General features: G+C 69.1%; 28 protein-coding genes, 3 tRNA genes and 1 pseudogene. 13 read left to right on the forward strand and 19 right to left on the reverse strand.

Annotated features, from left to right (window positions below; all coding sequences use genetic code 11):
• Positions 1-34 precede the first annotated feature (34 nt).
• The 4 genes from rplK to ACIP4X_RS09845 all read right to left on the reverse strand — a co-directional run bounded on the left by rplK (position 35) and on the right by ACIP4X_RS09845 (position 2013).
• The gene (rplK, locus tag ACIP4X_RS09830) at positions 35-469 is read right to left on the reverse strand and encodes a 50S ribosomal protein L11 (protein ID WP_055493153.1); all 435 of its coding nucleotides are present in this window, start codon (positions 467-469) and stop codon (positions 35-37) included.
• A gap of 179 nt (positions 470-648) precedes the next feature.
• Positions 649-1467, reverse strand: a complete 819-nt coding sequence (gene nusG, locus ACIP4X_RS09835) for a transcription termination/antitermination protein NusG (RefSeq protein ID WP_358736343.1) — start codon at positions 1465-1467, stop codon at positions 649-651.
• Between the two features lie 81 nt (positions 1468-1548).
• The gene (secE, locus tag ACIP4X_RS09840) at positions 1549-1833 is read right to left on the reverse strand and encodes a preprotein translocase subunit SecE (protein WP_141359395.1); all 285 of its coding nucleotides are present in this window, start codon (positions 1831-1833) and stop codon (positions 1549-1551) included.
• Positions 1834-1940: 107 nt separating this feature from the next.
• Positions 1941-2013, reverse strand: a tRNA-Trp gene (locus tag ACIP4X_RS09845).
• Positions 2014-2273: 260 nt separating this feature from the next.
• On the opposite strand from ACIP4X_RS09845, the gene ACIP4X_RS09850 reads away from it, so the two are divergent.
• Positions 2274-3500, forward strand: coding sequence for a pyridoxal phosphate-dependent aminotransferase (locus ACIP4X_RS09850; protein ID WP_358736345.1), 1227 nt, complete (start codon positions 2274-2276; stop codon positions 3498-3500).
• Between the two features lie 134 nt (positions 3501-3634).
• Complete coding sequence (locus ACIP4X_RS09855; protein WP_401347629.1) at positions 3635-4699, forward strand: adenosine deaminase; 1065 nt, start codon at positions 3635-3637, stop codon at positions 4697-4699.
• A 37-nt stretch (positions 4700-4736) separates the two neighbouring features.
• Here the strand turns inward: ACIP4X_RS09855 and ACIP4X_RS09860 are convergent, their stop codons facing one another.
• The 7 genes from ACIP4X_RS09860 to ACIP4X_RS09890 form a co-directional block, all read right to left on the reverse strand.
• Positions 4737-5459 carry a thioredoxin domain-containing protein gene (locus tag ACIP4X_RS09860; RefSeq protein WP_358736349.1) on the reverse strand — a complete coding sequence of 241 codons (723 nt, stop codon included), beginning with the start codon at positions 5457-5459 and terminating at the stop codon, positions 4737-4739.
• A 60-nt stretch (positions 5460-5519) separates the two neighbouring features.
• On the reverse strand, positions 5520-6575 hold the full coding sequence (locus tag ACIP4X_RS09865; protein WP_358736351.1) for a UDP-N-acetylmuramate dehydrogenase: 1056 nt from the start codon (positions 6573-6575) through the stop codon (positions 5520-5522).
• Between the two features lie 65 nt (positions 6576-6640).
• Positions 6641-7069, reverse strand: a complete 429-nt coding sequence (locus ACIP4X_RS09870; RefSeq protein ID WP_358736353.1) for a MaoC family dehydratase — start codon at positions 7067-7069, stop codon at positions 6641-6643.
• Positions 7070-7077: 8 nt separating this feature from the next.
• The gene (locus ACIP4X_RS09875) at positions 7078-7530 is read right to left on the reverse strand and encodes a MaoC family dehydratase N-terminal domain-containing protein (protein ID WP_358736354.1); all 453 of its coding nucleotides are present in this window, start codon (positions 7528-7530) and stop codon (positions 7078-7080) included.
• Positions 7531-7697: 167 nt separating this feature from the next.
• Positions 7698-7862 (reverse strand): 50S ribosomal protein L33, encoded by a 165-nt coding sequence (gene rpmG, locus ACIP4X_RS09880; RefSeq protein ID WP_003948671.1) that lies wholly within the window; start codon positions 7860-7862, stop codon positions 7698-7700.
• An 88-nt stretch (positions 7863-7950) separates the two neighbouring features.
• A tRNA-Met gene (locus tag ACIP4X_RS09885) sits at positions 7951-8023 on the reverse strand.
• 46 nt (positions 8024-8069) lie between these two features.
• Positions 8070-8142, reverse strand: a tRNA-Thr gene (locus tag ACIP4X_RS09890).
• Positions 8143-8360: 218 nt separating this feature from the next.
• Here ACIP4X_RS09890 and ACIP4X_RS09895 point away from each other — a divergent pair.
• A complete protein-coding gene (locus ACIP4X_RS09895) occupies positions 8361-9623 on the forward strand; it encodes an amidohydrolase family protein (RefSeq protein WP_358736356.1) in 1263 nt (420 codons plus the stop codon).
• Positions 9624-9719: 96 nt separating this feature from the next.
• Positions 9720-10376: an SDR family oxidoreductase gene (locus ACIP4X_RS09900; protein ID WP_358736358.1), complete on the forward strand. Its 657-nt coding sequence runs from the start codon at positions 9720-9722 to the stop codon at positions 10374-10376.
• 3 nt (positions 10377-10379) lie between these two features.
• Here the strand turns inward: ACIP4X_RS09900 and ACIP4X_RS09905 are convergent, their stop codons facing one another.
• Both ACIP4X_RS09905 and ACIP4X_RS09910 read right to left on the reverse strand, forming a co-directional pair.
• Positions 10380-10592 carry a hypothetical protein gene (locus ACIP4X_RS09905; RefSeq protein ID WP_100569981.1) on the reverse strand — a complete coding sequence of 71 codons (213 nt, stop codon included), beginning with the start codon at positions 10590-10592 and terminating at the stop codon, positions 10380-10382.
• Positions 10593-10624: 32 nt separating this feature from the next.
• Positions 10625-11089 (reverse strand): hypothetical protein, encoded by a 465-nt coding sequence (locus ACIP4X_RS09910; protein WP_358736360.1) that lies wholly within the window; start codon positions 11087-11089, stop codon positions 10625-10627.
• A gap of 198 nt (positions 11090-11287) precedes the next feature.
• On the opposite strand from ACIP4X_RS09910, the gene ACIP4X_RS09915 reads away from it, so the two are divergent.
• The gene (locus tag ACIP4X_RS09915) at positions 11288-11653 is read left to right on the forward strand and encodes a L,D-transpeptidase (RefSeq protein ID WP_358736362.1); all 366 of its coding nucleotides are present in this window, start codon (positions 11288-11290) and stop codon (positions 11651-11653) included.
• Between the two features lie 176 nt (positions 11654-11829).
• On the opposite strand, the gene ACIP4X_RS09920 is transcribed toward ACIP4X_RS09915, so the two are convergent.
• The 6 genes and pseudogenes from ACIP4X_RS09920 to ACIP4X_RS09945 form a co-directional block, all read right to left on the reverse strand.
• Complete coding sequence (locus tag ACIP4X_RS09920; RefSeq protein ID WP_358736364.1) at positions 11830-12186, reverse strand: hypothetical protein; 357 nt, start codon at positions 12184-12186, stop codon at positions 11830-11832.
• A complete protein-coding gene (locus ACIP4X_RS09925) occupies positions 12183-12527 on the reverse strand; it encodes a hypothetical protein (protein WP_401347637.1) in 345 nt (114 codons plus the stop codon). The genes ACIP4X_RS09920 and ACIP4X_RS09925 overlap by 4 nt, the downstream gene beginning before the upstream one ends.
• 603 nt (positions 12528-13130) lie before the next feature.
• Positions 13131-14599 (reverse strand): annotated as a pseudogene (locus ACIP4X_RS09930) (IS3 family transposase).
• Positions 14600-15244: 645 nt separating this feature from the next.
• Positions 15245-16804 carry a hypothetical protein gene (locus ACIP4X_RS09935; protein WP_401347638.1) on the reverse strand — a complete coding sequence of 520 codons (1560 nt, stop codon included), beginning with the start codon at positions 16802-16804 and terminating at the stop codon, positions 15245-15247.
• A 441-nt stretch (positions 16805-17245) separates the two neighbouring features.
• Positions 17246-17806, reverse strand: coding sequence for a GNAT family N-acetyltransferase (locus tag ACIP4X_RS09940; RefSeq protein ID WP_401347641.1), 561 nt, complete (start codon positions 17804-17806; stop codon positions 17246-17248).
• Positions 17803-18576 (reverse strand): GntR family transcriptional regulator, encoded by a 774-nt coding sequence (locus ACIP4X_RS09945; protein ID WP_401347644.1) that lies wholly within the window; start codon positions 18574-18576, stop codon positions 17803-17805. The genes ACIP4X_RS09940 and ACIP4X_RS09945 overlap by 4 nt, the downstream gene beginning before the upstream one ends.
• A gap of 573 nt (positions 18577-19149) precedes the next feature.
• Between ACIP4X_RS09945 and ACIP4X_RS09950 the strand changes: the two genes are divergently transcribed.
• From ACIP4X_RS09950 to ACIP4X_RS09985, 8 genes are all read left to right on the forward strand, one after another.
• Positions 19150-19419, forward strand: a complete 270-nt coding sequence (locus ACIP4X_RS09950) for a DUF6284 family protein (RefSeq protein WP_401347646.1) — start codon at positions 19150-19152, stop codon at positions 19417-19419.
• On the forward strand, positions 19416-19865 hold the full coding sequence (locus tag ACIP4X_RS09955) for a Pycsar system effector family protein (protein ID WP_401347648.1): 450 nt from the start codon (positions 19416-19418) through the stop codon (positions 19863-19865). The genes ACIP4X_RS09950 and ACIP4X_RS09955 overlap by 4 nt, the downstream gene beginning before the upstream one ends.
• Complete coding sequence (locus tag ACIP4X_RS09960) at positions 19862-20143, forward strand: DUF6303 family protein (protein WP_401347651.1); 282 nt, start codon at positions 19862-19864, stop codon at positions 20141-20143. The genes ACIP4X_RS09955 and ACIP4X_RS09960 overlap by 4 nt, the downstream gene beginning before the upstream one ends.
• On the forward strand, positions 20140-21000 hold the full coding sequence (locus ACIP4X_RS09965) for a protein spdB (RefSeq protein ID WP_401347654.1): 861 nt from the start codon (positions 20140-20142) through the stop codon (positions 20998-21000). Before ACIP4X_RS09960 ends, ACIP4X_RS09965 begins: the two co-directional genes overlap by 4 nt.
• Positions 21000-21347 (forward strand): RRQRL motif-containing zinc-binding protein, encoded by a 348-nt coding sequence (locus tag ACIP4X_RS09970; RefSeq protein WP_401347772.1) that lies wholly within the window; start codon positions 21000-21002, stop codon positions 21345-21347. Before ACIP4X_RS09965 ends, ACIP4X_RS09970 begins: the two co-directional genes overlap by 1 nt.
• 1 nt (position 21348) lies before the next feature.
• Positions 21349-21666, forward strand: a complete 318-nt coding sequence (locus tag ACIP4X_RS09975; protein ID WP_401347655.1) for a hypothetical protein — start codon at positions 21349-21351, stop codon at positions 21664-21666.
• Between the two features lie 92 nt (positions 21667-21758).
• Entirely contained in the window at positions 21759-23876 is a 2118-nt protein-coding gene (locus ACIP4X_RS09980) for an ATP-binding protein (RefSeq protein ID WP_401347658.1), read from the forward strand.
• A 205-nt stretch (positions 23877-24081) separates the two neighbouring features.
• Positions 24082-24576 carry a hypothetical protein gene (locus tag ACIP4X_RS09985; protein WP_401347661.1) on the forward strand — a complete coding sequence of 165 codons (495 nt, stop codon included), beginning with the start codon at positions 24082-24084 and terminating at the stop codon, positions 24574-24576.
• Positions 24577-24607: the final 31 nt, after the last annotated feature.

A 24607-nucleotide genomic window follows, 5' to 3' on the forward strand; every position in this document is an offset into this window, starting at 1 on the left:
GGCCTTCGGCCGCATGGTGCTACGAAGGTGGGGTTCAGCCCTCGACCGTGACGCCCATGGAACGCGCGGTGCCGGCGATGATCTTCGCGGCGGCGTCCAGGTCGTTGGCGTTGAGGTCGGGCATCTTGGTCTGGGCGATCTCGCGGACCTGCGCCTCGGTGATCTTGGCGACCTTGGTCTTGTGCGGCTCGCCGGAGCCCTTCTCCACGCCCGCGGCCTTGAGGATCATCTTGGCGGCCGGCGGCGTCTTGGTGATGAAGGTGAAGGAACGGTCCTCGTAGACCGTGATCTCCACCGGGATGACCCAACCGCGCTGCGACTCGGTCGCGGCGTTGTAGGCCTTGCAGAACTCCATGATGTTGACGCCGTGCTGACCCAGCGCCGGGCCGACCGGCGGAGCCGGGTTGGCTGCGCCGGCCTGGATCTGGAGCTTGATGAGCCCCGTGACCTTCTTCTTCTTGGGAGGCATTGCTCTCCGGGTCCTTTCGATTCGGGTCCTGCCTGCGCTCGGGTACCACCCGGACGCAGGCATACCGCACAACGATAACGGGTATGACTGTGCGGCTGAAAACCGAGCAGGTCAGGCGACCGCTCGAGCGATCGCCTGACCTGCGCGGAAGCGGTGGGTCCAGAGAGAACCGCGGCGGGCTAGTTCTTCTGGATCTGGTCGAAGCTCAGCTCGACCGGGGTCTCGCGGCCGAAGATCTCGACGAGGCCCTTGACCTTCTTGGAGTCCGGGTTGATCTCGTTGATCGTGGCCTGGAGCGTGGCGAACGGGCCGTCGGTGACGGTGACCGAGTCGCCGACCTCGAAGTCCAGCACCTGGACCTCGACCTTGCGCTGCGGGGCCGGCTTGCCCTCGGCCTCGGCGGCCTCGCGGGCGGCCTTCTCCTCCGCCTCCGGGGCGAGCATCTTCACGATCTCGTCCAGGGACAGCGGGTACGGGTCGTAGGCGTTGCCGACGAATCCGGTGACGCCCGGGGTGTTGCGCACGACACCCCAGGACTCGTTCGTCAGGTCCATGCGGACCAGGACGTAGCCGGGGAGCTTGTTCTGCCGGACGGTCTTGCGCTCGCCGTTCTTGATCTGGACGATCTCTTCCTCGGGCACCTCGGCCTGGTAGATGAAGTCCTCGACGTTCAGCGAGACGGCACGCTGCTCCAGGTTGGCCTTCACACGCTTCTCGTAGCCGGCGTAGGTGTGGATCACATACCACTCGCCGGGCAGCGTGCGCAGTTCCTCGCGGAGCTTGGTGACCGGGTCGACCTCGGGCTCCGGCTCCTCTTCCTCGGCCTCACCCTCGGGCGCCTCGTCCACGACGTGGACGGCGGCCTCCTCGGCCGGCTCGCCCGCGGCGGCTTCGGCAGCCTCGGCCTCGTCGACCTCGTCCGCACCCTCGACGATGTCGAGCTCGTCATCCACGGACTCGGTCGGCTCGATGGCGTCGTTCAGGTTCGGGTCAGACACGGTGGCTGCTTCTTCCTGGATACATAGGGGTGGAACATGCGAAAAGGGGCGCCGGTAACCGCGGCGCCCTTCGCTCTTGGCTCAGCCGAAGACGTACTTGGCCGCGTGGTTGAGCCCATAGTCAATCACGGTCACCAGGCCGATCATGATGACGACGAAGACAATCACCACGGTGGTGTACGTCGTCAGCTGATTGCGGGTCGGCCAGACGACCTTGCGGAGTTCCGCGATGATCTGACGGTAGAAGAGAGCAAGGCGCTTCAGCGGGCCCTTCTTGCCACGCTTGCCACCCTTGCGGGCCTTCTTGGATTCCGTCACCTCGTCCTGGGCATCAGGCGTGTCGAGGGAGCCCACGGCGTCCGTCATTCGTCCTCACCTGATTCCGGGTCGTGGCCGTGCCGCGCCCGGTCGAGCCGCACGGCGGTGCATTGCTGTACGTACATGCGCACACATCCTGGCGATGGTGTGTGTAGCAGGGCCGGAGGGACTCGAACCCCCAACCGCTGGTTTTGGAGACCAGTGCTCTACCAATTGAGCTACGACCCTTTGTGTGTCCCCCAACGTACCGCATACGGCCGGGTGCTCGGTGTGCACCAGGTGCGACAGCGGCTGCTGAAGACCAACGAGGTGAGAGTGTACGTGTTCCGGCGCCGGTCGTCGAACAGAAAGTGCCCAACCGGCCCCGATGACTGGAAGATCGCCTGGCCGGGGAGCGGATCCGGACGGATGTCCGGAGGTTAGACCGGCCTTGTTCACCCTGTGAAACCCGTGTGCCGCGGGTGTTTCCTGTCTGAAACGATGGCGGTATGAGCGCTGCAACCCCTCCCACCGAGCGCCGGGTCTCCGCCCGCATCGGCGCGATCTCCGAGTCCGCCACCCTCGCCGTGGACGCCAAGGCCAAGGCCCTCAAGGCCGCCGGGCGTCCCGTGATCGGCTTCGGTGCCGGTGAGCCGGACTTCCCGACCCCGGACTACATCGTCGAGGCCGCCGTCGAGGCCTGCCGGAACCCCAAGTACCACCGCTACACGCCGGCCGGCGGCCTGCCCGAGCTGAAGGCCGCGATCGCCGCGAAGACGCTGCGCGACTCCGGCTGGGAGCCGGACGTCTCGCAGATCCTGGTCACCAACGGCGGCAAGCAGGCCATCTACGAGGCGTTCGCCGCGATCCTCGACCCGGGCGACGAGGTCATCGTGCCGGCGCCGTACTGGACGACGTACCCGGAGTCGATCCGCCTGGCCGGCGGTGTCCCGGTCGAGGTCGTCGCGGACGAGACCACCGGCTACCGCGTGTCGGTCGAGCAGCTGGAGGCCGCCCGCACCGAGAAGACCAAGGTCGTCCTCTTCGTCTCCCCGTCCAACCCGACCGGCGCGGTCTACTCCGAGGCCGAGACCGAGGCGATCGGCCGCTGGGCCCTCGAGCACGACCTGTGGGTGCTGACCGACGAGATCTACGAGCACCTGGTCTACGGCGACGCCGTCTCGGTGTCCCTGCCGGCGCTCCTGCCCGAGCTGCGCGACAAGTGCGTCGTCGTCAACGGCGTGGCGAAGACGTACGCCATGACGGGCTGGCGCGTGGGCTGGGTCATCGGCCCGAAGGACGTGGTCAAGGCCGCGACCAACCTCCAGTCGCACGCCACGTCGAACGTGTCGAACGTCTCCCAGGCCGCCGCCCTCGCCGCCGTCTCCGGCGACCTGGAGGCGGTCGCGAAGATGCGCGAGGCCTTCGACCGGCGGCGGAAGACCATCGTGCGGATGCTCAACGAGATCGACGGCGTGCTCTGCCCCGAGCCCGAGGGCGCGTTCTACGCCTACCCGTCGGTGAAGGCGCTGATCGGCAAGGAGATCCGCGGCAGGCGCCCGCAGAACTCGGTGGAGCTGGCCGCGCTGATCCTGGAGGAGGCCGAGGTCGCGGTCGTCCCGGGCGAGGCCTTCGGCACGCCGGGCTACCTGCGTCTGTCCTACGCCCTCGGTGACGAGGACCTGGTGGAGGGCGTGAGCCGGATCCAGAAGCTGCTGGCGGAGGCGCGGGACTGAGTTCCGCTTCCGTTTGCGGGCGCTCGCAGGCTGCTCACGTGAGTGGTCTGCGAGCGCTCCTTCATTTGTGCGAGCAAGACCACGAATGGGGAAACGACTACCGGGGCACGGGGGACGTGCGGCACCATCCAGGAATGCTGTGCTCTTCAGGGGGACTCCCCCCGAACCCCCCGGGTGTACGTGATCTCTCTGAGCTGCCGAAAGCCCATCTGCACCTGCACTTCACCGGGTCGATGCGGCCCACCACCCTGCTGGAACTGGCCGACAAGTACAGCGTGCGGCTGCCCGACGCGCTGACGGAGGCCCTGGTCACCGGGGAGCCGCCGCGGCTGCGGGCGACGGACGAACGGGGCTGGTTCCGCTTCCAGCGGCTGTACGACGCGGCACGCTCCTGCCTGCGGGAACCGGACGACATCCGGCGGCTGGTGCGGGAGGCCGCCGAGGAGGACGTCAAGGACGGCTCGGGGTGGCTGGAGATCCAGGTCGACCCGACCTCGTACGCGCCGCGCCTGGGCGGGCTGATCCCGGCGCTGGAGATCATCCTGGACGCGGTGGAGACGGCGTCGCGCGACACGGGCCTCGGGATGCGGGTGCTGGTCGCCGCGAACCGTATGAAGCACCCCCTGGACGCCCGTACGCTGGCCCGCCTCGCGGTGCGCTACCGGGACCACGGCGTGGTCGGCTTCGGCCTGTCGAACGACGAACGCCGGGGCATGGCACGGGACTTCGACCGGGCGTTCGCCATCGCACGGGACGGCGGCCTGTTCGCGGCCCCGCACGGCGGCGAGCTGACCGGCCCCTCCTCGGTGCGCGACTGCCTGGACGACCTCCAGGCCCACCGGGTGGGCCACGGGGTGCGCGCGGCCGAGGACCCGCGACTGATGAGCCGGCTGGCCGACCGCGGCGTGACCTGCGAGGTGTGCCCGGCGTCGAACGTGGCCCTCGGTGTCTACGACAAGCCCGAGGACGTCCCCCTGCGCCGGCTGTTCGAGGCGGGTGTCCCGATGGCCCTGGGCGCCGACGATCCGCTGCTGTTCGGCTCCCGGCTGGCGGCGCAGTACGACATCGCCCGGCGCCACCACTCCTTCACGGACGCCGAACTGGCGGAGCTGGCCCGCCAGTCGATCCGCGCGTCGGCGGCCCCCTCGGACATGCGGGAGAAGCTGCTGTCGGGGGTGGACGACTGGCTGGCGGGCTGACGGCGGGCCCTGGCCTGCGCCGGGGGCGTGGCGGTCGTCAGGACCGGGCCATCGCGCCGATCACCAGGGGAAGCGTCTCCTTGTCGAAGATGCCGCCGGCCAGCGCCGCGTCGACGGTCCTGCCGTCGACCTTCATGGTGGGTGTGCCGGACACGCCCGACGTGTCGAACGCCTTCTCGGAGGCGGTCACGAAGTCGCGGTGCTTCATGCCCTTGACCGCGGTGTCGAACTTCTCGCCGCGCAGGCCCGGGACCTTGGAGGCCATGTCCAGCAGGAAGGCGTCGGTGTAGCCGTCGACCTCCTCCTCGGGCTGATGCGCGAAGAGCACCTCGTGGTACTCGGCGAACCTGCCCGCGTCCAGGGCGGCCCGCAGGGCGTTGGCGGCCTTCTTGGAGCCCTCGCCGCCGAGCCGGTCGTCGAGGAACGAGGCCAGTGTGTAGTCGGCCCGGACCTCGCCGGCCAGGACCAGCTCCCGCAGGCCCTCGCCCCCGCCCTTGGTCTCGAACTGCGCACAGACCGGGCAGCGCAGGTCCTCGTACAGGTGGACGACGGTCTTGGCGTAGGGGGATCCGACGCGGACGGTGGTGCCGTCCGGTGCGAGCCTCTCGTCGATCTCCGACACGCTCGTGTACGCCGCCGCCGCTTCCGGTTCGCCGCCTCCCGCCCGTGCGCCGCCGTTGCCGCATCCGGTGGCGAGCACGCCCGCCAGGACGGCCGCGGTCACGGCCGCCGCGGCACGCCGGCCGTGTTGCTTCCCCATGGTTTCCCCTCCCCTTGTGTGCCGACGCGTGGTCCGCGTGTACTGACGCGTGGTCCGCGTCTACAGGCTCACGCCGACCGTCACCGGCTCGTTGACCAGGGTGATGCCGAAGGCCTCGCGGACCCCGGCCACCACCTCACGGCCCAGGGCCAGCAGATCCTCGGTGGTCGCGCCGCCGCGGTTGGTGAGGGCCAGGGTGTGCTTGGTGGAGATGCGGGCCGGTCCGGTGCCGTACCCCTTGGTGAAGCCCGCCCTGTCGATCAGCCAGGCCGCGGAGGTCTTGGTGTGCCCCTGCCCCGCCGGGTAGGCGGGGGGCTCGACGCCGTCGCCGAGCCGTTCCCGCACGCGGGCGCGGAAGGCGGCGAAGTCGGTGTCCGTGAGGATGGGGTTGGTGAAGAAGGAACCGGCGGACCAGGTGTCGTGGTCCTCGGGGTCCAGCACCATGCCCTTCCCCGCACGCAGCTTCAGCACGGTCTCGCGGGCGGTGGCGAGCGGTACCCGGTCGCCCGCCTCGACGCCCAGGGCGCGGGCGGTCTCAGCGTACTTGACCGGCGCCGACAGCCCGTCGGCGTCCTCCAGCCGGAAGCGGACGCGCAGGACGACGTACCGCTCGGGGTCGGCCTTGAAGCGGCTGTGCCGATAGGAGAACGCGCACTCCTCGTCGGCCAGGGTCACCGTGCGGCCCTCCCGGCGGTCGTAGGCGATGACCTCGGTGATCGTGGAGGAGACCTCCTGGCCGTACGCCCCGACGTTCTGGATGGGGGTGGCGCCCGCGGAGCCCGGGATGCCGGACAGGCACTCGATGCCGGCGAGTCCGGCCTCGACGGTGCGCGCGACCGCGTCCGTCCAGACCTCGCCGGCGGCCAGCTCCAGCGTCGTCCCGGTGAGTTCGAAGCCGCGGGTGGCGATGCGCAGCGCGGTGCCGTCGAAGCCCTTGTCGCCGATGACCAGGTTGGAGCCGCCGCCGACGACCAGCAGCGGCGTGCCGTGGGCGTCGGCCTCGCGGACGGCGCCGATCACCTCGGCGTCGGTGGTCGCGGTGATCAGCCGGGTCGCGGGGCCGCCCAGCCGGAACGTGGTCAGCGGGGCGAGGGGCGCGTCGTGGAGTTCCTGCACGCGCCAAGACTACGAGACCCCACTGACGGTCCCGCACCTCGGCGAGTGCGGGACCGGGGTGGCCGTCAGGCCAGGCGCACGACGGCCCGGGACATCCCGAGGACCTTCTGCCCGTTGCTCATGGCGGTCAGGTCGACCCGCACGGTGTTCGCGTCGAGCTTGGCCGCGACCTTGCCGGAGACCTCGATCACGGCCCCCTCGTCGTCGTTCGGGACGACGACGGGCTTGGTGAAGCGGACGCCGTACTCGACGACCGCGCCGGGGTCGCCCGTCCAGTCGGTGACCACGCGGATCGCCTCGGCCATGGTGAACATGCCGTGCGCGATCACGTCCGGAAGCCCGACCTCCTTGGCGAACCTCTCGTTCCAGTGGATCGGGTTGAAGTCCCCGGAGGCGCCCGCGTACTGCACGAGGGTGGCCCGGGTCACGGGGAAGGTCTGCGCCGGCAGCTCGGTGCCGACCTCGACGTCGTCGTAGGCGATCTTCGCCGTCATCGGATTCCTCACGCCTCCTCGGCCGCGCGGGCCACGAGCTTGGTCCAGGCGGTCACGACGTGCTCGCCCAGCTCGTCGTGCACCTCGCCGCGGATGTCCAGGACGTCGTTGCCGGCCAGGGACTTGATCGACTCGATCGTGGAGGTGACGGTGAGCCGGTCACCGGCGCGCACGGGCCGGGTGTAGGCGAACTTCTGGTCGCCGTGCACCACGCGGCTGTAGTCCAGGCCGAGCTGGGGGTCCTGGACGACCTGTCCGGCGGCCTTGAAGGTGATCGCGAAGACGAAGGTCGGCGGGGCGATCACATCGGGGTGGCCGAGCTCCTTGGCGGCTTCCGGGTCCGTGTACGCCGCGTTGGCGTCGCCCACCGCCTCCGCGAACTCACGGATCTTCTCCCGGCCCACCTCGTAGGGGTCGGTGGGCGGGTAGGACCGCCCCACGAAGGACTGGTCGAGCGCCATGGCTCGGCACCTCCTGGTGTCGCTGGGGTTGTACGTCGCCCGGCGTGCGGGCCCGGCGGTCACCGGGCCGCGGCTGGGCTTCGCCGCGCTTTCGCACATGAAACAAGCACATGAAACAACATGAGGCCGCCCCCCTGGTGCGGGGGCGGCCTCATGTCTGAGTTTGATCAGCGCGTCTCGCGGTGCGCGGTGTGCGCGTTGCAACGCGGGCAGTGCTTCTTCATCTCGAGCCGGTCGGGATTGTTCCGCCGGTTCTTCTTGGTGATGTAGTTCCGCTCCTTGCACTCCACGCAGGCCAGCGTGATCTTCGGGCGGACGTCGGTGGCAGCCACGTGAGTGCTCCTTGACGAACGGGTAGGCTATGTCAACGCAAAAAGAGTAGCCGATCGAAGGACCGACCCCGCAATCGGCTACTGTGAGTAGCGGTGACCGGACTTGAACCGGTGACACAGCGATTATGAGCCGCTTGCTCTACCGACTGAGCTACACCGCTGCGATGCGATCGGGCCCCGCCTTGCGACGGGAACCTCTCACATCAGAGCCCCAAAACGGAATCGAACCGTTGACCTTCTCCTTACCATGGAGACGCTCTGCCGACTGAGCTATTGGGGCGAGCGAGGAAGACATTACACGCTCTGCGGCCGTTCACCCAAATCCGTTTCCCGGCGTCGCTCCAGGCCCGCGGCCACACCGGTACGACTATTGCGCTCCTCCCTCGTCGGGCCCGGCGGCCGCCCTAGGCTCGACTCACTCTGCGTGATCTTGCGTGGCCCGCGCGGCCCCGCGATCCGTGCCCCCGAGCCCCAGTCGCCTTTCGTATCTGGAGTGCGATGCCCCCCGGACAGCCACCGCCCCCCTCGTCCTCCTCGCCGGGCCCGTCCGGACGGACGGGCCCGGACGGGCTGCTGCTCTGCGGGGCCCGGCTGACCGACGGGCGGACCGTGGACGTACGGCTGGCCGGTGAGCGCATCGAGGCGGTCGGCACCGCAGGCAGCCTCGGCGCGGACGGCTCGCGGGGCGGCACGCCGCGCGTGGACCTCGGCGGCTACCTGCTCCTGCCGGCCCCGGCCGAGCCCCACGCCCACGCCGACACGGCCCTGACCGCCGACAGCGGCGGACCGGTGTCGTACGAGCCGGAGGACGTCCAGCGCCGCACCACCGAGGCCGCGCTGCTGCAACTGGGTCACGGCGCGACGACCGTGCGCGCACACGTACGCGTGGGTGACGTCCAGGGGCTCGGCGTCCTGACGGCCGCCCTGCGGGCCCGGCGGTCGCTGCGCGGGCTCACGGAGCTGACGACGGTGGCGGTGCCGCGCGTGCTGACCGGGGCGGCCGGAGCGGACGGCCTGGCGATACTGCGGGACGCGGTGAAGATGGGCGCGTGCGTCGTGGGCGGCTGCCCGGACGTGGACCCGGACCCGACGGGCTACGTCGAGGCGGTCCTTGAGGTCGCCTCCGAGCACGGCTGCCCCGTCGACCTGCACACCGACGGCGCCGACCCGGCCCGCCTCGCGCGCATCGCGGCGATGGCGGGCGGGCTGCGGCCGGGAGTGACGCTGGGCCCGTGCGGCGGCCTGGCGGGGCTGCCCGCGGGGGCGGCCGGCCGGGCCGCGGACCAGCTGGCCGCGGCCGGGGTGAGGGTGGTGTGCCTGCCCCAGGGCTGCTGCGGCGGCACCGAGGGGCGCGGGACGGCGCCGGTGCGGCTGCTGCGGGCGGCCGGGGTCCGGGTGGCCGCGGGCAGCGGCGCCCTGCGGGACGTGTCGAACCCGGTGGGCCGCGGCGACCCGCTGGAGGCCGCCTACCTGCTGGCCTCACGGGACGGGCTGTGCCCCGAGGAGGCCTACGACGCGGTGAGCGCGTCCGCCCGCGCGGTGCTCGGCCTGCCCGAGGTGCGGGTGGAGGCGGGCTTCCCCGCCGAACTGCTCGCGGTACGCGGCGACCGGCTCGCGGGGGCGCTGTCGCTGGCGTACAGCCGGATCGTGGTCCACCGGGGCCGCGTCGTGTCCCGCACGAGCGCGGTACGCGAATTCTCCGACTCCGCGGCCACGGCGGAACTGGGGCTGCCACGGCAGGGGCGGGGGGAGCTTTCTTGACGGTGCGGGGGGCGGCGGGACGGGGGGGTGCAAGGCCCCCTGGGCACGGCCGGAGTCGTGCGGCAGATGCGGCCGTCCGGGCGTACGGTCGGAAACATGCGCATTGTCATCGCTGGTGGTCATGGACAGATCGCGCTGCGGCTGGAGCGGCTGCTCGCCGCGCGCGGGGACGAGGTGGCGGGCATCATCCGCAGTGCCGAGCAGAGCGAGGACCTGCGGAAGGCCGGCGCCGAACCGGTCGTGCTGGACCTGGAGTCGGCGTCGGCCGACGAGGTCGCGCGGCTGCTGCGGGGCGCCGACGCGGCGGTTTTCGCGGCGGGCGCGGGCCCGGGCAGCGGGGCGGCGCGCAAGGACACGGTGGACAAGGGCGCCGCGATCCTGTTCGCCGACGCGGCCGTACGCGCGGGCGTGCGCCGCCACCTGGTGGTGTCCTCGATGGGCGCGAACGCGGCGCACAAGGGCGACGAGGTCTTCGACGTCTACCTGCGCGCCAAGGGCGAGGCGGACGACCACGTCCGCCGTCAGGAGGCCCTGGACTGGACGATCCTGCGCCCCGGCTCGCTGACGAACGACGCCGGCACCGGCCAGGTGCGTCTGGAGGCCCACACAGGCCGCGGCATGATCCCGCGCGACGACGTGGCCGCCGTACTGGCCGAACTGGTGGAGACCCCGGCGACGGCCGGACTGACCCTGGAACTCATCAGCGGCTCGGCGCCGGTATCGGTGGCGGTCAAGTCGGTGGCGGGCAACTGAGCATCAGAACAACGGCAGTTGCCCAGGACACTCCGGAACGGCATAGCCGTCCAACGACGGCTGCACGGCGCCGAGTTGCGCCATCCGACGCGACCCGTCGCAGGAGGTCAGCCCGCCGCTCGCCCGCGTCCCGGGCGCATCGTGCCGCGCGAACCGCCCGGCGACCACGGCGATCTCCCGACGGCACACGGGGCAGAGTCTGCGGCGCGAGGACATGACCCCAGTGTGCACGGCATCACCCCGTGGTCTCACGCCGAGTGGGTGACCGCGCGGCTCGCGTGCCGGCCCCCGCCCCAGCTCCGGTTCGGCGCGTCGAGGCGTCGGGTCGCCACGAGAAGCACTCCGACGAGGACCGCCCATAGGACGATCACCCCGACAGGGCCGGTCCACATGCCGAACATCCCCGCCGGAACAGCGCAGAACACGGCACCGATCGCCTGCAACCCACGCTTCCGCAGGCGTGTGGGCAGCCCGGTCGCGGCATGGACGGGAGCGCGCGCGACCGCGTGCCCTCCCGCGTAGGCGGCGAAGAGGCCAGCGGCGAGCAGGGCCAGAGCGATGGCCGTGGCCCACAGGGGCAGTCCCTCGGGGGTGTCGTCGGAGTGCTGCGTCACGCCGTCCTTGCTCACGGCGGTCGCGTAGCCCCGCCACATGGTGACGGTGACCACGTCTCCGGCACGCAGGTGCCTGAGCAGCGGCTCGGCTCCGCCCATGGCCACTGCCGGGTCCGGTGAGCCGGAGGTCGTACCGCTGGTTCCTGGCCTGTTCCCGGATCTCCGTGCCGCGCACGGTGGCCTGGACGGGCCGCAGGCAGTCCTCGGTGACTGCCGCACCACAGGGCCGGGCGGCCCGATACGCGCCCTCTCGGCCATGTCGCCTTCCGCCCTCCCCGTCCGCGCGGCAGCCAGCGTGTGATCTTGCCTCACGGCGGCCCCAGCACCCCGACGCCCCACAGATGCACCACTGTCCGGAAAACGACAGCACGCCAAGGTTCCATGGTGCGCCTGCCCACGTCCGGGACCTTCGTGCACGGCAACTACTGGGGGAATCCTTCGTCGTTCGGCCGCGTCGGCACCAGTCACGGTTGCATCGGTCTGCGCGATGTCCGGGGCGGAGGCTCAGACACTCCCGCCAAGTGGTTCTACGATCACTCTCTCGTCGGTGACGTGATCATCGTCAAGAACTCTCCCGACTCGGAGAAGATCATCCAGCCGGACAACGGCCTCAACGGCTGGAACATGAACTGGGAGACGTGGACGGCCGACTCCACGGTCTGAGTGAGCGCTCCTCCGGACCCGGGAACGCGCGAACGGCCGGATCGACCCGGCCCTTCGGGAGTGGAACCCGAGCCGGAGTGATCATGGCCTCACATGCGGTGTTGGATGTGTGCCGCCGGACGGCACCCGGCTCGGGCTGCGCGGGATGCGGGATGAGCCGGTGGCCCACGAACTGGTCAGCGTGCTACGTCACGATGGCGTCCCTTCCCGCGGGCGACCAGGGTGAAGACGGCCAAGGCGACCGTCGCCGCGGCCCCCGTGGCCAGCGCGTCCGCAACGTACCGGCCCAGATCCGGACGCAGGACGTCGACGAGAGCGAACAGTACGACAGCCCCCACAAGACTCGCCGCGACCCCGGCCAGCCAAAAGCGGTGGCTCGCCCAGAACCACTGGGAAAGCCCCATGACGATGAGGGGCACAGGGGACAGTTGCGGCTCGTCAAGGGCGGCGAGCACGCCGTATCCCAGACCGCTGACCGCCCAGCAGGCAACGGCCACGAGCGCCGCCTCACTCCAGGAGACGGACCGGTTCACGCCTGCCGCCCCTCATCCATGGCCCGGGCCCGACAGCGCTCCCACCGCCGGGACAGGAACGCCACCAGGATCGAACCGACCACGAGCGGTCCGGCAACCCAGCGGATCACGCCCGCCGGCCGACCCGGCTCCCCGCCGGCCATCACGGTCACCGTCTCGCTGGTGAGTGAAATCCCCAGCAACACGTAGCCGAGCCCCCAGGCGCGGACTACCCACACAGGTCCCTGGATCTGCTCCGGTGGCCGATGCGGCCGGAGCAGGGCCCATTCTCCCAACCACACGCACCCCAACCCCAAAGCCACCATGAACACGTCCACGGCCCTGCCGAACACCTCTGTCACGGCCCCGATCCCCCTCGCCTTCCTCTCTCACCTCCGGCGGACCCACAACGCCACGCCCCTGGCTCATCATGATGACCACCCGGACGCGGCCCCTCACCTGCCGAGTACGGCAGACGGCCTGCGCGACTTGGCTCCCCACCGGGGACTTACAGACCGCGCGGGCCGGCCACGGTGTGGCCGTACTGCTCTGGGTCTAAAGCTGCCCCACATCTGCCCCACGCGGACTGGTCAGCACCCGAATCAGAGTCAGACACACTGGGAAAGAGCGCCCACAGCGATCAGGCTGTGCCGGTGAACGCCGAAAGGGTCTGTGATCAGCATTACTGCTGATCACAGACCCTTTCGGTCCTGTGGCGGCGCCAGGATTCGAACCTGGGAAGGCTGAGCCGGCAGATTTACAGCGGGCTCCCCTCAACACCGCTCACCTGCGGCTTCTCCATTGCTGGACACCCCTGGGGCACACCTGGGGGAAGAGGCCCCGAGAACACCGCTTTAAGGAGTTCGATCCATCCGTGGCTCACACCCGAGCCAGGCGGTTACATCGTCTACCGGCAGCTACGCAGGACCGGAACCTGTCAAAGCGATCAAGGCAGGTAGATCGTTCTAACGTTGTGCTGGGATCAGTGGGCTGTCTGGTGCCGGCTTGTTGATCCAGGCCGTTGCGGGGAGTTTCGGCGGCTCGGGCGGCTTGCGGACGAAGCGTTCGGGGTGCTTCGCGTAGACGGCCTGGAGGACGTCGGCACGCATCTCGCGGAGCTGCTCGGCGAGGCCGAAGTGCATGTCGTAGGGGGTGTGCAGGCCGATCCCGGAGTGCCGGTGTTCCTCGTTGTACCAGGTGAAGAAGCGGATGCACCATGCCCGGGCGTCCTCGAGGGATCCGAAACGCTCGGGAAAGTTGTGCCGGTATTTCAGGGTCTTGTACTGGCTCTCGCTGTACGGGTTGTCGTTCGATGTCTTCGGCCGCGAATGCGACTTGGTGACGCCGAGGCCGGCCATCATCTGGGCGACGTTCTGCGCGACCATCGGGGACCCGCGGTCCGAGTGGATCGTCAACTGACCTGGTCGGGCGCCGTACTTAGCGATCGTCTCGGACAGGAACCGCTCGGCGAGGTCCTTGTTCTCCCGGTCGGCGATCATCCAGCCGACCGTGTAGCGGCTGAAGATGTCGATGATCGTGTAGAGGCAGTAGTAGACGCCCTTGACCGGTCCCTTCAGCTTCGTGATGTCCCAGCTCCAGACGCGGTTCGGGCCCTCGGCGATCAGCTCGGGCACCGCCCGGGGCGGGTGGACGGCCTGGCGGCGGCGTTCACGGACCTCGCCACGGCGTCGCAGGAGCCGGTACATCGTCGACTCCGAGCACAGGTAGACACCCCGGTCCAGAAGGATGGCGTAGATCTCGGCGGGCGCCATGTCGGCGAACTCCGGGCAGTGGAGCACGTCGAGGACCCGTATCTCCTCCTCCGGGGCGAGAGCGCGGGGGTGCCGGCGTCGTTTTTGCCGCGGCCTGGCCGGGGCGGGGCTGCGGCGGTGGTGGCGGTAGTAGGTGGCCCGGCTCACACCGAGCGCGGCGCATGCCTGGACGCGTCCGACCAGCCCGGTGAGCTCTTCGAGAGCCCGGTCGCGGGCAGCTTCGAACACGGCCGCGGGGTCGGCCCCGGTCACTGGTCCTTCTCGCCGTTCTGGTTCGGGGCGCTGTCCGTGGCGAACTGGTCGAGCAGCGCGGAGAGTTTTCCCTGGACCTCGATCACGGTGCGGGCCTTGGCGAGATCGGCCTCCAGCCGGTCCCTCTCCGCCTTCAGCTTCGCGATCTCCCTGTCCCGCGGGTCCGCCTTCGGCCGTCCGGCCGGCGCGGCGAGCGCGTCCAGGGCGCCCTTGTCCCGCTGCTGCCGCCACGTCGTAATCAACGACGAGTACAGGCCCTCCCGCCGCAGCAGGGCACCCTTGCCCTTCTTGTCCAACGTCTCGTACTCGGCGAGGATCCTCGCCTTGTACTCCGCGGTATACCGGCGCGGACCGGTCGAACGGGCTTCCACCTGCGGATCAGGGGTCCCGTGGTCATTCGTGCTGGCCACCCGGGCACTACTCCTTCTCCGCCCTCGACGCAATGAATCATCCAGTATGCCTGACTCGACCTACTTTGACAGAGAGGGGACCGCTGACATCCGCCACTGTTGATGTCAGCGGTGGACGTCAGCCCGCCACACGAACGCTGGACTCAGCCCGGCACTGCTGCACCCGTCATCAAGGCGAAGCAAGCCCCGCCAACGATGCCTTCACAGAAGCCAGCAACCATCTGGCGACCAGCAACCATCAGGGAAGTCACCATAGCCATCACCCTCTCGCACACGGTCTGAGACGTTCCGTCACGGTTGGAGCGAGCAACACGACGGCACACAAGTGCCACGAGCGCACACAGTCCGGAACCCAGCAGTGCTGGGCTCAGTCCAGCGTCGCGTCAGTATCGCAGCAATGGATCCGGCCTTGTCCAGGCCTAATCAGTGCCGCACCGGCGGTGGCTTGCCTTGCGTGGTGACCTCTTCGTCCCGAAGCAACTTGGGCGGGCGCTCGACCTTGGGCTTGTGCGCCTCTCGCCTGCGGAGATGGTCCACAGGTGTCTGCGGTTGTCCGCCGCTGTTCGTCGGCGTTGTCACGCAGTTGGACACTCACCGCGCTGCGCTCGTCTCGCCCTACCGTCCGATCAGCAGGATCTCTGTAGATTAGTCGATCGCGGGCGGCTTGCCTGGGCTGTGACCTTTTGGTCCCCTGCTGTCTCCGCTCGCACCGGTGGAGGCTGCGGCGCTCTGCTCTCCCGCACGCTCAATTGATTTTCTTTGCTTGGGGAAGGGATCACAGATTGAGCAGAGGTGATATTTCCCTGGGTCGTAGTCAGCCAGGGAGCCCACCTTGATCGAAGAACCGAGAAGTCGGCAATCTTCCGTATGTAGGGTTTTAGTTCTGGGATTAAGGTAGAACTCTTTTCCTAGAATGCTAGAGATTCCGAAGGGCAGAGATATGTTCTTGCTCCACTCTACGTAATCGGGCATATTGCGGAGTTCCTCGAAAAGAGGCCACTCAAGCACATCCTCCGAGCTGAGACTTTCCGCAGAGTGCATTTTTTTCATCAAACCGAGCGCTTCGTCGTTCTGGCTCGCAAGGCACATCTTCGCCAGTTTATACCTATCTTCTAGCGCAGACGTGTCCCACTGCTTCATCTCAAGCGCGACAGCCTTGGGATCCGTTCTCTTAAGGGCGATCCAGCCGTTGACCTTGAAAAGGAGTTGGTCGTCGTACCCTACGGCGATCTTTTCTCCGGCCGTGCACAAGTGCTTAACTAGTTCATCTTGCTTGGCTAGAAGGCGGGTGTATGTGAGTTTATGTAGACTACTTAGAATCGTACTCTCATGCTCTTTGGCGAATTTCATTCCAATCGAGCTAGCGAGCAAGATCCCAAAGGACATAATGGCGTCGAGGGTCTGGTGAACGTAAATTTCGGATGTGTTGAGTTTCTTCCCTACCTTGACGTCTACTGATCGTCCGGCTGAGGCGACGGAGGCAACGTATCTGTGGGAGGCCACTCCCCCTGCATGTACAAGAACGTGGCGTCGCTGGAATATCTCCTGGACAGCGGGCCAGTCGCTACACAGATCCTCGAACTTTATGTTCAGCTTGTCAATGCAAAACTTGCGCCATTCGGCAACGCTGCCGAACATCAATTCATCGACTCTTCTTGATATTGCCAGGTCGACGGCTTCTTCGATGCTGGATAGCCCTTTGAGGTCTCGAAGGGAAAACTCTCGCTCTTTCTCTCTGGACATCGCTTCGAGCGCTTGTGGCGAAACCTTCAAGAAGGATGCTATGAGGGATGAGAACAGGACTTCGAACGACGTCACTGCGGACACAACCGTGGACTCTAGCAGGAAGTCGATTCTGGAAGGCCGTCGCAGCATTGTGTGAAGGTCTGTTGCAAGCTTCGACGTCCAGGGCTTCCCTTTGAATTCCTCCCAAACCGAGTTAAGTAGACGGAGTTGCCATGGGAGATCGTTGCCTTCCGACTTCTCTCCGGATTTCTGAAATAGTGCGAAAAACTGCTCCAGCTCTTCATCTGTTAGGTAGGTGAGCTGGCTGAGGAACTTTTGAACGACGGATCTTGGGCCATCCTCTGCTTTGATTACAGGAGAGGCCAAATTAATAATGTCGCGAGCTGCTTCGATTCGATCAATGAAGCCATCAATGATCATGTCGACCCTGATTGCGAACTCTTCAGCGCCAGCCCCCACAAAATCCTCCCCTGCCGACCGAGCGGAGTATTAGTGTGACACAGGTCACCATGCGGTGGGATGGGGAAGTCCAAGGTCGGCGGAACGACTTTGGCCTGGAGCTGCTTTGGCGCGAGTGATCATGGCCCCGTAAGCTTCCGGCGCGTCGGGCAGTCTGTGGACCTGCCCGCTGAAGCACGACGTTGGGGCCATGATCTTCGAGGCTCGCGCCAAAGTGGCTGGCTAAAGTCGTGGAGCCGACCGCCCCAGCCACAGAGGGTGTCTCCCTCTTCATGCCCGCAGCCGCCGAGCGCGCCGCCGGGCGCGGCCAGCCGGGGCGGAGACAGGAGGCAGGCCGCGCCGCAGAGGCGGCGCGCGCCCGCGCCGTGCGCGGGCCTTGATGGCAGCAGGGAAAGTCTTATCCGGCTGGGGTGGGCTGCGTGTTGATGTCAGCGGTTGATGTCAGCCCACGTACTCGGGAGCTGCGGTTTCGTCCGTGAATCCGTGCGCCGTGAGGCCCGTTGCCCGCTGTGCGAGCCACCCTGACACCCTCGGTCCGCCGTTCACGGCGAACCCCTGCTGAACCGTCCGAACATGCCGGAAACCGTGGCGCAGGTAGTACGTCTGCAAGCCGGTGTTCGTCGTCCAGGCGTCCAGGCGAAGCCACTTGGCACCCGCCCGATAGCCACGGTCCCCGGCCCAGTCGAGCAACCGGCCGCCAAGGTTCTGACCGGCGTGCGTCCGCGCCACGGTCAGCTTGTTGATGAACAGGGAGGGGTCGCGTAGTTCATCTGCGGTCCACAGTCCCTCTTCCGCCACCGGGGTCAACGTGATCGTGGCCGCCGTGGCGTCGCCCTCGCGCACCATGAAGACCTCCCCCGCCTCGATGGTGGCGAGCAGCTTGTCAGCCGGGTAGGGGCGCTGCCACTGGTCGGTACCGAGACGAGACAGCCAAGCTGCTGCCTCCTGCCGGAAGGCGAGCAGCTTGGCCAGGTCGCGCGGTTGCGCTGAGCAGATTCTCACTGAGGCTCGTTCTCTTCCCGGCCGGACAGGGTGCCGATCTCGTAGTTCATCTGATTCAGGTCTCCCCGGAAGGTGGTGACCGTGCACCGGATCGGCTGATCCTCCGAGTAGCCGGTACGCGTCCAGAGCATCACGGGCACCCCGGCGCCGATCTCCAAGAGGCGTGCCTCTTCGGGAGTCGGCATTCGCGCCGCGATCTCGTCGAAGTAGCCCACCTGCTCGATCCCGTGCGATGCGAGATACCGGGTGGTCCCCTCTTCAATGTCGCCCGGCTCAGCGAGCCGTGGGGACCGCTCCACAAGCCACGCCGGATACCAGGTGGCCTGTGTCGACCACGGCACGTCATCGACGTACCGGTGGCAGAACCGAAGAACCGTGGTAGATCCCACGTCGACCTTCAGCCGCTCCGCGACATCCGCGGACGCCGGGGTCATCTCGACTCGGAACGTCTGATGCGGTCGACGGCCGGCGTTGGTCACGTCCGTGCGGTACGCGTCACCGTTCTGCGGGAAGTCCAAGTTCTCGAACCGGGAGGCGTTGAGCTTGAACACCTCGTGCGATCGGACCTCGTAGCCCAATCCCTGGCTGGACCAAACGAGACCCTGGCTGACCAGGAGACTTAGCCCGTTCCGCACGGTGTTCCTCGAAGCGTCAAAGCGCTTCATCAGGTCGCTCTCCGACGGCAACCGCGCGCCCGGCGCGTACGTGCCGCTGTCGATCTCTCTGCGCAGGGCATCGGCCACCTGCCGGTACTTCGGTTGCTTGCTCATGCCTCCATCATGACTCACTCGCTCAACTTGTTGGTACATGTGGCCCCCAATCCCTTGACGGCTCAGTACCTGCGGGTGCAGCATCACTGCATCAGCTTGTACCAACAAGTTGAGCAAGCGGAGCAATTCCCTTGAGTTGCCTTCGCCTGCGCTGATGCGGAGGGCGGGGACGCTGCAATCCCGCTAAAGGCCAGGTGGAACAGGGTTTCGGCCCGTACTGGCGAGGTGGCCCGGTGACCGCGAGCAACGGCCGGAGAGTGGGGACTAGGTCCCCTTTGCAGTGCTTCACATCTGTTGACCTCGACAAAGGGGCATCCAATGCACCGACGAAGAATCCAGGCGCCACCGTGATGGACCGGTCGGTGGGCGCCCTCTGCGGTAGTGCGGTCCGCTCTGGTTTCGCAGCACCACAGTCTGCGGCCGGCTGCCTCTCCCGCCCGTACGGACCGCCTCGCGCGGGGCCGGACGGACGGGAGTGCGGGGAGTCGGAACCGACTTCAACGGCGAGCGGCTCCCGGGGTGCCACCCGGGAGCCGCGTTCGGGCCGTTCCTCTCTGGAAGGAACCAGACCCAATGAGTCACATCGTTACTGTTCAGGACGCTGTTACCGCGTTCGCCGACTTCATGGAGCCGACGGCCGCGGAGCTGGACGCGATCGAGCTGGAGATGCCCGTGATCCTCGCGGACGTCGACCTGCTGGACGCGCAGATCATCACGTTGGACCGCACGCCGTCCGAGCTGGACGCCCGCCGCATCCGCCGGGCCCGCCGCCGGGCGCTCGCCGCCCGTGTGGCCCTGCTCAACCGCACGTCCGGCGCGATGGTGCCCGGGGGTGCCGCGTGAGTGCCACCGGCCGGGACCTGAGTGCTGCGCACGCCGAGGTGAAGGCGGAGATCGCGCGGACGGACAGCAAGACCGGGCTGTTGCTGGCGTTCGTCGGCGCGGTGCTGGCCGGTGCGTGGACGGTCGCCCGCGACCTGCCCCTGACCCTGTCGGCCGCCATCGTCGGTGGGGGCGGCCTGGCGGTGCTGGTCGCCGCGGCCGGGATGCTGCTGCGCTCGGTGCGCCCGAACCTGAGGGGTCGGCACGGCTTCCCGCTGTGGGCCACCCTCACCCCCGACGAGATCACCACCACCGTCAACGACGGGGACCTCGCTGCGGACATCGCCGGCCTGTCCCGGCTGGCCGTCGCCAAGTTCACCTGCCTGCGCCGCGCGGTCGACCTCACCTACACCGGCGGGGCCCTGCTCATCCTCGCCGCCCTGCTCACGGCAGGGGGTGCGCTGTGACGGCGCTGACGGCGCAGATGGCGAGCGACGGCGGGCCGTGGCGCCTGTACGTCGTGCTGTTCGGCGAGACCGAGTGGCCCACCTTCCGGTGGGAGCGGTCCGCACCGGTGCCCACCGTCGCGGAGCGTCGGGCGGTGCTGGCCGGTCTCGGCTACGAGGTGGCGCCGGGCGCTCAGTGGTCCTGGGTCGAGGACAGCCGGGTCCACGGCGACGGCGGCACCCCGGTGGTTCTGATCGCGGCCGTGGACGTGCGCGAGCAGGAAGGGGACGTGGCGTGAGCGCGAAGACCGTTCTGCCGGCCGTCGCGATGACGGCCGTGTCCATGGTCCTGACCCTGGCCGTGGTCGTGATGTGGCTGGGCACGGCGATGCCGTGGCCGGTCGCCCTGGTCGTCGGTCTCGGCATCGACGGCGGATGGCTGGCCACCCTCGCCTACGAACGCCGCCTCGCGGCACAGGGCGACCACAGCCGCGTCGTGACCGGCGTCGGCTGGTGCTTCGGCCTGATCGCGACCGGTGTTCTCATCGCCCACGCGGTCACCGCCGAGGGTTCCACGGGCGCGTGGCTGGCCGTGGCGTGGCTGCCGATCGCGGCCAAGGCCCTGTGGCTGGTCCACGGGTTGTGGGAGCGCACCGCGCTCACTCCGACCGCGCTCGGGGCGATTCGGGGAATCCAGCAGGAAGCGCGCGACGAAGCCGCTGTGGCCCGCGCCCGGCTGCGGGCCGAGGCCGCCACCGAGGAGACCCGGCTGACGGCCGTGACGCAGGCCGGGGCACGCGTCGCGCACGTCCAGGCCGAGACCGCCAAGACGCTGTCTCGGGCCTGGTCGACGCTGGAGACAGCCCGGAAGGGCGAGGAGACCGGGAGGGCGCTGACCAGCGTGACGACCCCCGTCACGCCCGGCGTCACACCCCGCTGGGAACTCCCCATCTGGGGTCCGAGCGAGCCGACCGGGGCACCCGCACTGGAAGCCGCTCCCGCGCTCACCGACGACGCGCTTGACGCGCTGGTCGACCAGATCCGTCACAGCGAGACCCCGGCCCTGTCCTACCGGGAGATGGCGGCCCGCTTCCGGGCGGCCGGCCACTCCGCCTCCGAGGTCCGCCTGCGGGCCGCGTGGAAGCGCGTCGCGTGATGGGGGCGCTGCCGGTGTTCCGGTGGCGCCTGGCCCCGGACGGCTACGCCACCCGCCGCCAACTCCGCGCCCGCGGACTGCGGCCCGGCGGTCAGGACGTGGCCGCTCAGCTCGAACGGCCACGCCGCCGCCGCGGACCCCTGGTCGCCTACCTCTACCGGGTCGACCTGGCCAAACCGGTACGGCCCATGACCCCGGCCAGGCGGGCGGCCCTGGCCAAGGCCAATGCCGCCCGCCGCACCTGCCCGCAGTGCCGCACCGACGCCGGCTACGTCATCCCGGCCTCGCTCGGCACATGCGTTCCCTGTGCCTTCCCCGACCACTCCGAACCCGCGAGGAGTACCTGACATGGGCAAGCCCGACACTCGCCGGCTGGACCGCGAGATCCAGAAGACGAACCGGAAGTTGGAGGCGGTTCGCGAGCGGGAGATGTGGCCGCTGGACGGCCGCGAGCGGCGCGCGATCGTCGCGGCCATGGCCGGCGGCTCCTACGGGGTCATGCGCGGCCGTGGCACCGACCTGGCCGACCGCCGCCTTGAGTCCGCGTGGAGCAGCGCTGAGACCCGGCTGATCGCGGAGATCACCGCCTTGCAGACGGAGCGGCAGCGCGTCGTCACCGAGGCCGCCGCCGCCAAGTCCGCCAAGAAGTCCTCCGGTTGGTGGTGACCGCATCCGGCCGGGCCCGAACCGGCCCGGCCGGCCCGCCGCCTCCCCCTCAACTTCCGCCCCGGACCGGGGCAGTCAGGAGTAGTCCTGTCATGAGCGGCAACGTCGTTCACCTGCACAAGCACACCGACCCGCCCGCCACCGTCGACACCCGCCCGGCCCTGACCGTCGTCCCCGAGCAGCCGGCCTCCCCGGTCGTGCCGCTGTGGGTCCGCTCGGGCCGCGCCATCCGCGCGGTGGTCACGCACGAGACGACCAGGACGGCCGCGCGCGGCGCCGCCCGGCACGGCCTCTACGTGTTCGGGGGCGCGCGGATCGTGGCCCGCCGGACCTGGGACGGCCGTACCGCTGCCCGCTACGAGCGCATGCTCCGTGCAGCAGAGGCGGCCGGGAACTACGAGGCCGCGGCCGAGTGGGAGGAGCGCGGGCAGCGCTTCCGCGAGGCCCGCCACCGCCGCCGCATGGACCTGCTCCACTCCCCGATGGACGCGGCGAAGGGTGTGCTGGTCGGCACCGGGATGGGCATCGGCTCCCTGGTCGCCCTCGGCGTCGTCCTCGCCATCGCCAACCAGGACGCCACCGACGTCGTCACCCCGCTGATGGCAGTGGTGGAGTTCATCCGCCTGCTCATCACGATCGTGCAAGTGGTGTGGGGGCCGCTCGTCTCGATCGGCCCGTTCCTCGCCCTGCTCGCCCTGTGGGCCGTCGGCAGCCACCAGCAAGCCGCACCCCAATGGGCACTCCCCGCGACCGTCCGCGACACGACAGGGGAGCCCATCACCCCGTCCATCGTGGTCAAGGCCCTGCGCGACCTCGGCGTGCCCGCACTGCGGAACGCCATCAAGGAGATGGGCGACGCGGGCGCGTCCATGCTCGGACCCATCCGCATCGCCGGATGCGGCGTCGAAGTCGACGTCACCCTCCCGTCCGGCGTGTCCACGAACGAGGTGCAGAACCGACGCCGGAAGCTCGCGGAGAACCTCACGAGGCACGAGCACGAGGTATTCATCACCCTCCCGGAAGCCGCCCGCACCGTGCGGCTGTGGATCGCCGACTCCGGGGCGCTGGACGAGCCGATCGGCCCGTCCCCGCTGGCCACCGACGACACCCTGACCGCCGACTACGCCAAGGGCCGCGCCCCCTGGGGGCAGGACCTGCGCGGGGATGCGGCTCTGTTGAGCCTGTTTCAGCGCATGCTCCTGGTCACCGGGTTGTCGAACCAGGGCAAGACGGCCGCGCTGCGGGCGCTCGCGCTGTGGCTCGCCCTGGACCGCACCGTGGAGTTCCGGATCGCCGATCTGAAGGGCGCCGGTGACTGGGCCATGTTCGATGGGCTCGCCACGGTCCTGATCCAGGGTCCGACCGATGACCATGTGATCGAGGCGACGGAGATGGTCGAGGGGGGTGTGGAGGAGATGAACCGGCGTCTCCAGGCGCCGGACGGGGCCGCCTTCCCGCCGCTGATCCTGCTGGTCGACGAGGCGCAGGTGGCGTTCATGTGCCCGGCCAAGGACGAGGACCGGCGGCCGTACGGCGGCAGCAAGGCCACGTCCCGGTACTTCACGGCCGCGCGGAAGATTCACAACCAGGGCCGTGCGGTGAACGTGCTGCTGTGGCAGGGCACGCAGGACCCCACCGACCAGAACCTTCCCAAGCTCGTCCGCGAGGGCGCCCACACCCGCGCCTCCCTCGCCCTCGGTACCGAGTCGCAGTCCCGCATGGCACTGGGAGACAAGGCGGTCGACGGCGGCGCCGCTCCGCACCTCCTCCGGCAGGGCCTGGACAAGGGAACCCTGGTCGTCGCCTCCGACGGCATCGAGATCCCGGCCGGCCAGGCGTCCATCACCGTGCGCACCCACTACATCGACACCGAGACGGCGACCGAGATCGCGGAGCGTGCCAAGGCGCTGCGGGACGGGGTGACCACGCTGCGCGTCATCGAGCGCGGGGAGGAGCGTGACCCGCTCGCCGACATCTTCGCCGTCCTCGGGGACGCGCCGCGCGTGCTCACCGCGGACGTCCTCAAGCGGCTCTCCGCGCTCAACTCGGACGCCTACGGGCGGTGGACGCCCGGCGACCTCAAGCGCGTCCTGGAGGACGCCGGCGCGGAGCCGTACAAGTCCGACGGCCGCATGGTCGTCGGCCGCGACCGCGTCGCCCGCGCCCTCACCAACCGCGACGGCGACGGTTCCGCTTCCGCCTCCGGGTGACAGGGAGGCGACCCCCGCCGGGTCAGGGAGGCAGGGAGAACTCCCTGAACGCCTCCCTGACCCGCCTCCCTGGCCCTGACCAGCACAAATGATCGCTCAGGGAGTCAGGGAGGCACGCAGGTCAGACCACCTGAAACACCCCTCCACAGCCACCCCGCAAGGGGGTGGTTCCGCCTCCCTAAGTGAGCACCGGAAGGGATTCCGCATGACCCCCGAGACCACCCCCAGCCCGGCCCTGCCGGACGCCCGGATGAGCGACGACCAGGCCGCGGCCGAGGCACGGCGGATCATCGCCGACGCCTACCGGCCCGCACCCGAGGTGCCGACCTCGTACCGCGACACCAGCCCCCTGCCCGCCTACGGCACCACGCCGCCGGTCCCCCAGCCGGACCACCGGATCGTCCCCGCCTGGGCCGCCGGCACCGCCGTCGCCGGCATCGGCATCGGTGCCGCATGCGTCGGCGTCGGCTGCGGCGTCTGGCTCGCCTGCCAGGGCTTCGCCGCCGTGTCCCTCGCGTCCGTCCTGTTCGTCACCCTGCCCATCGCCGCCGTGGCCGCCGTCGCCGCCGCCATCGGATCGGCCCTGCGCTCCCTCAAGGCCGCCCACACCGAACACCACCACCACTACGCCGGCCCGGTCCGCCAGGAGAACACCACCACCCACACCTGCGGACTGTTCGCCCGCACGACCAACCACTAGCTACGCCAAGGGCGGCCCCCATCTCGCCAAA

This window comes from Streptomyces sp. NPDC088817 (genome assembly GCF_044750345.1).
In the GTDB taxonomy this organism is placed as follows: Bacteria; Actinomycetota; Actinomycetes; order Streptomycetales; family Streptomycetaceae; genus Streptomyces.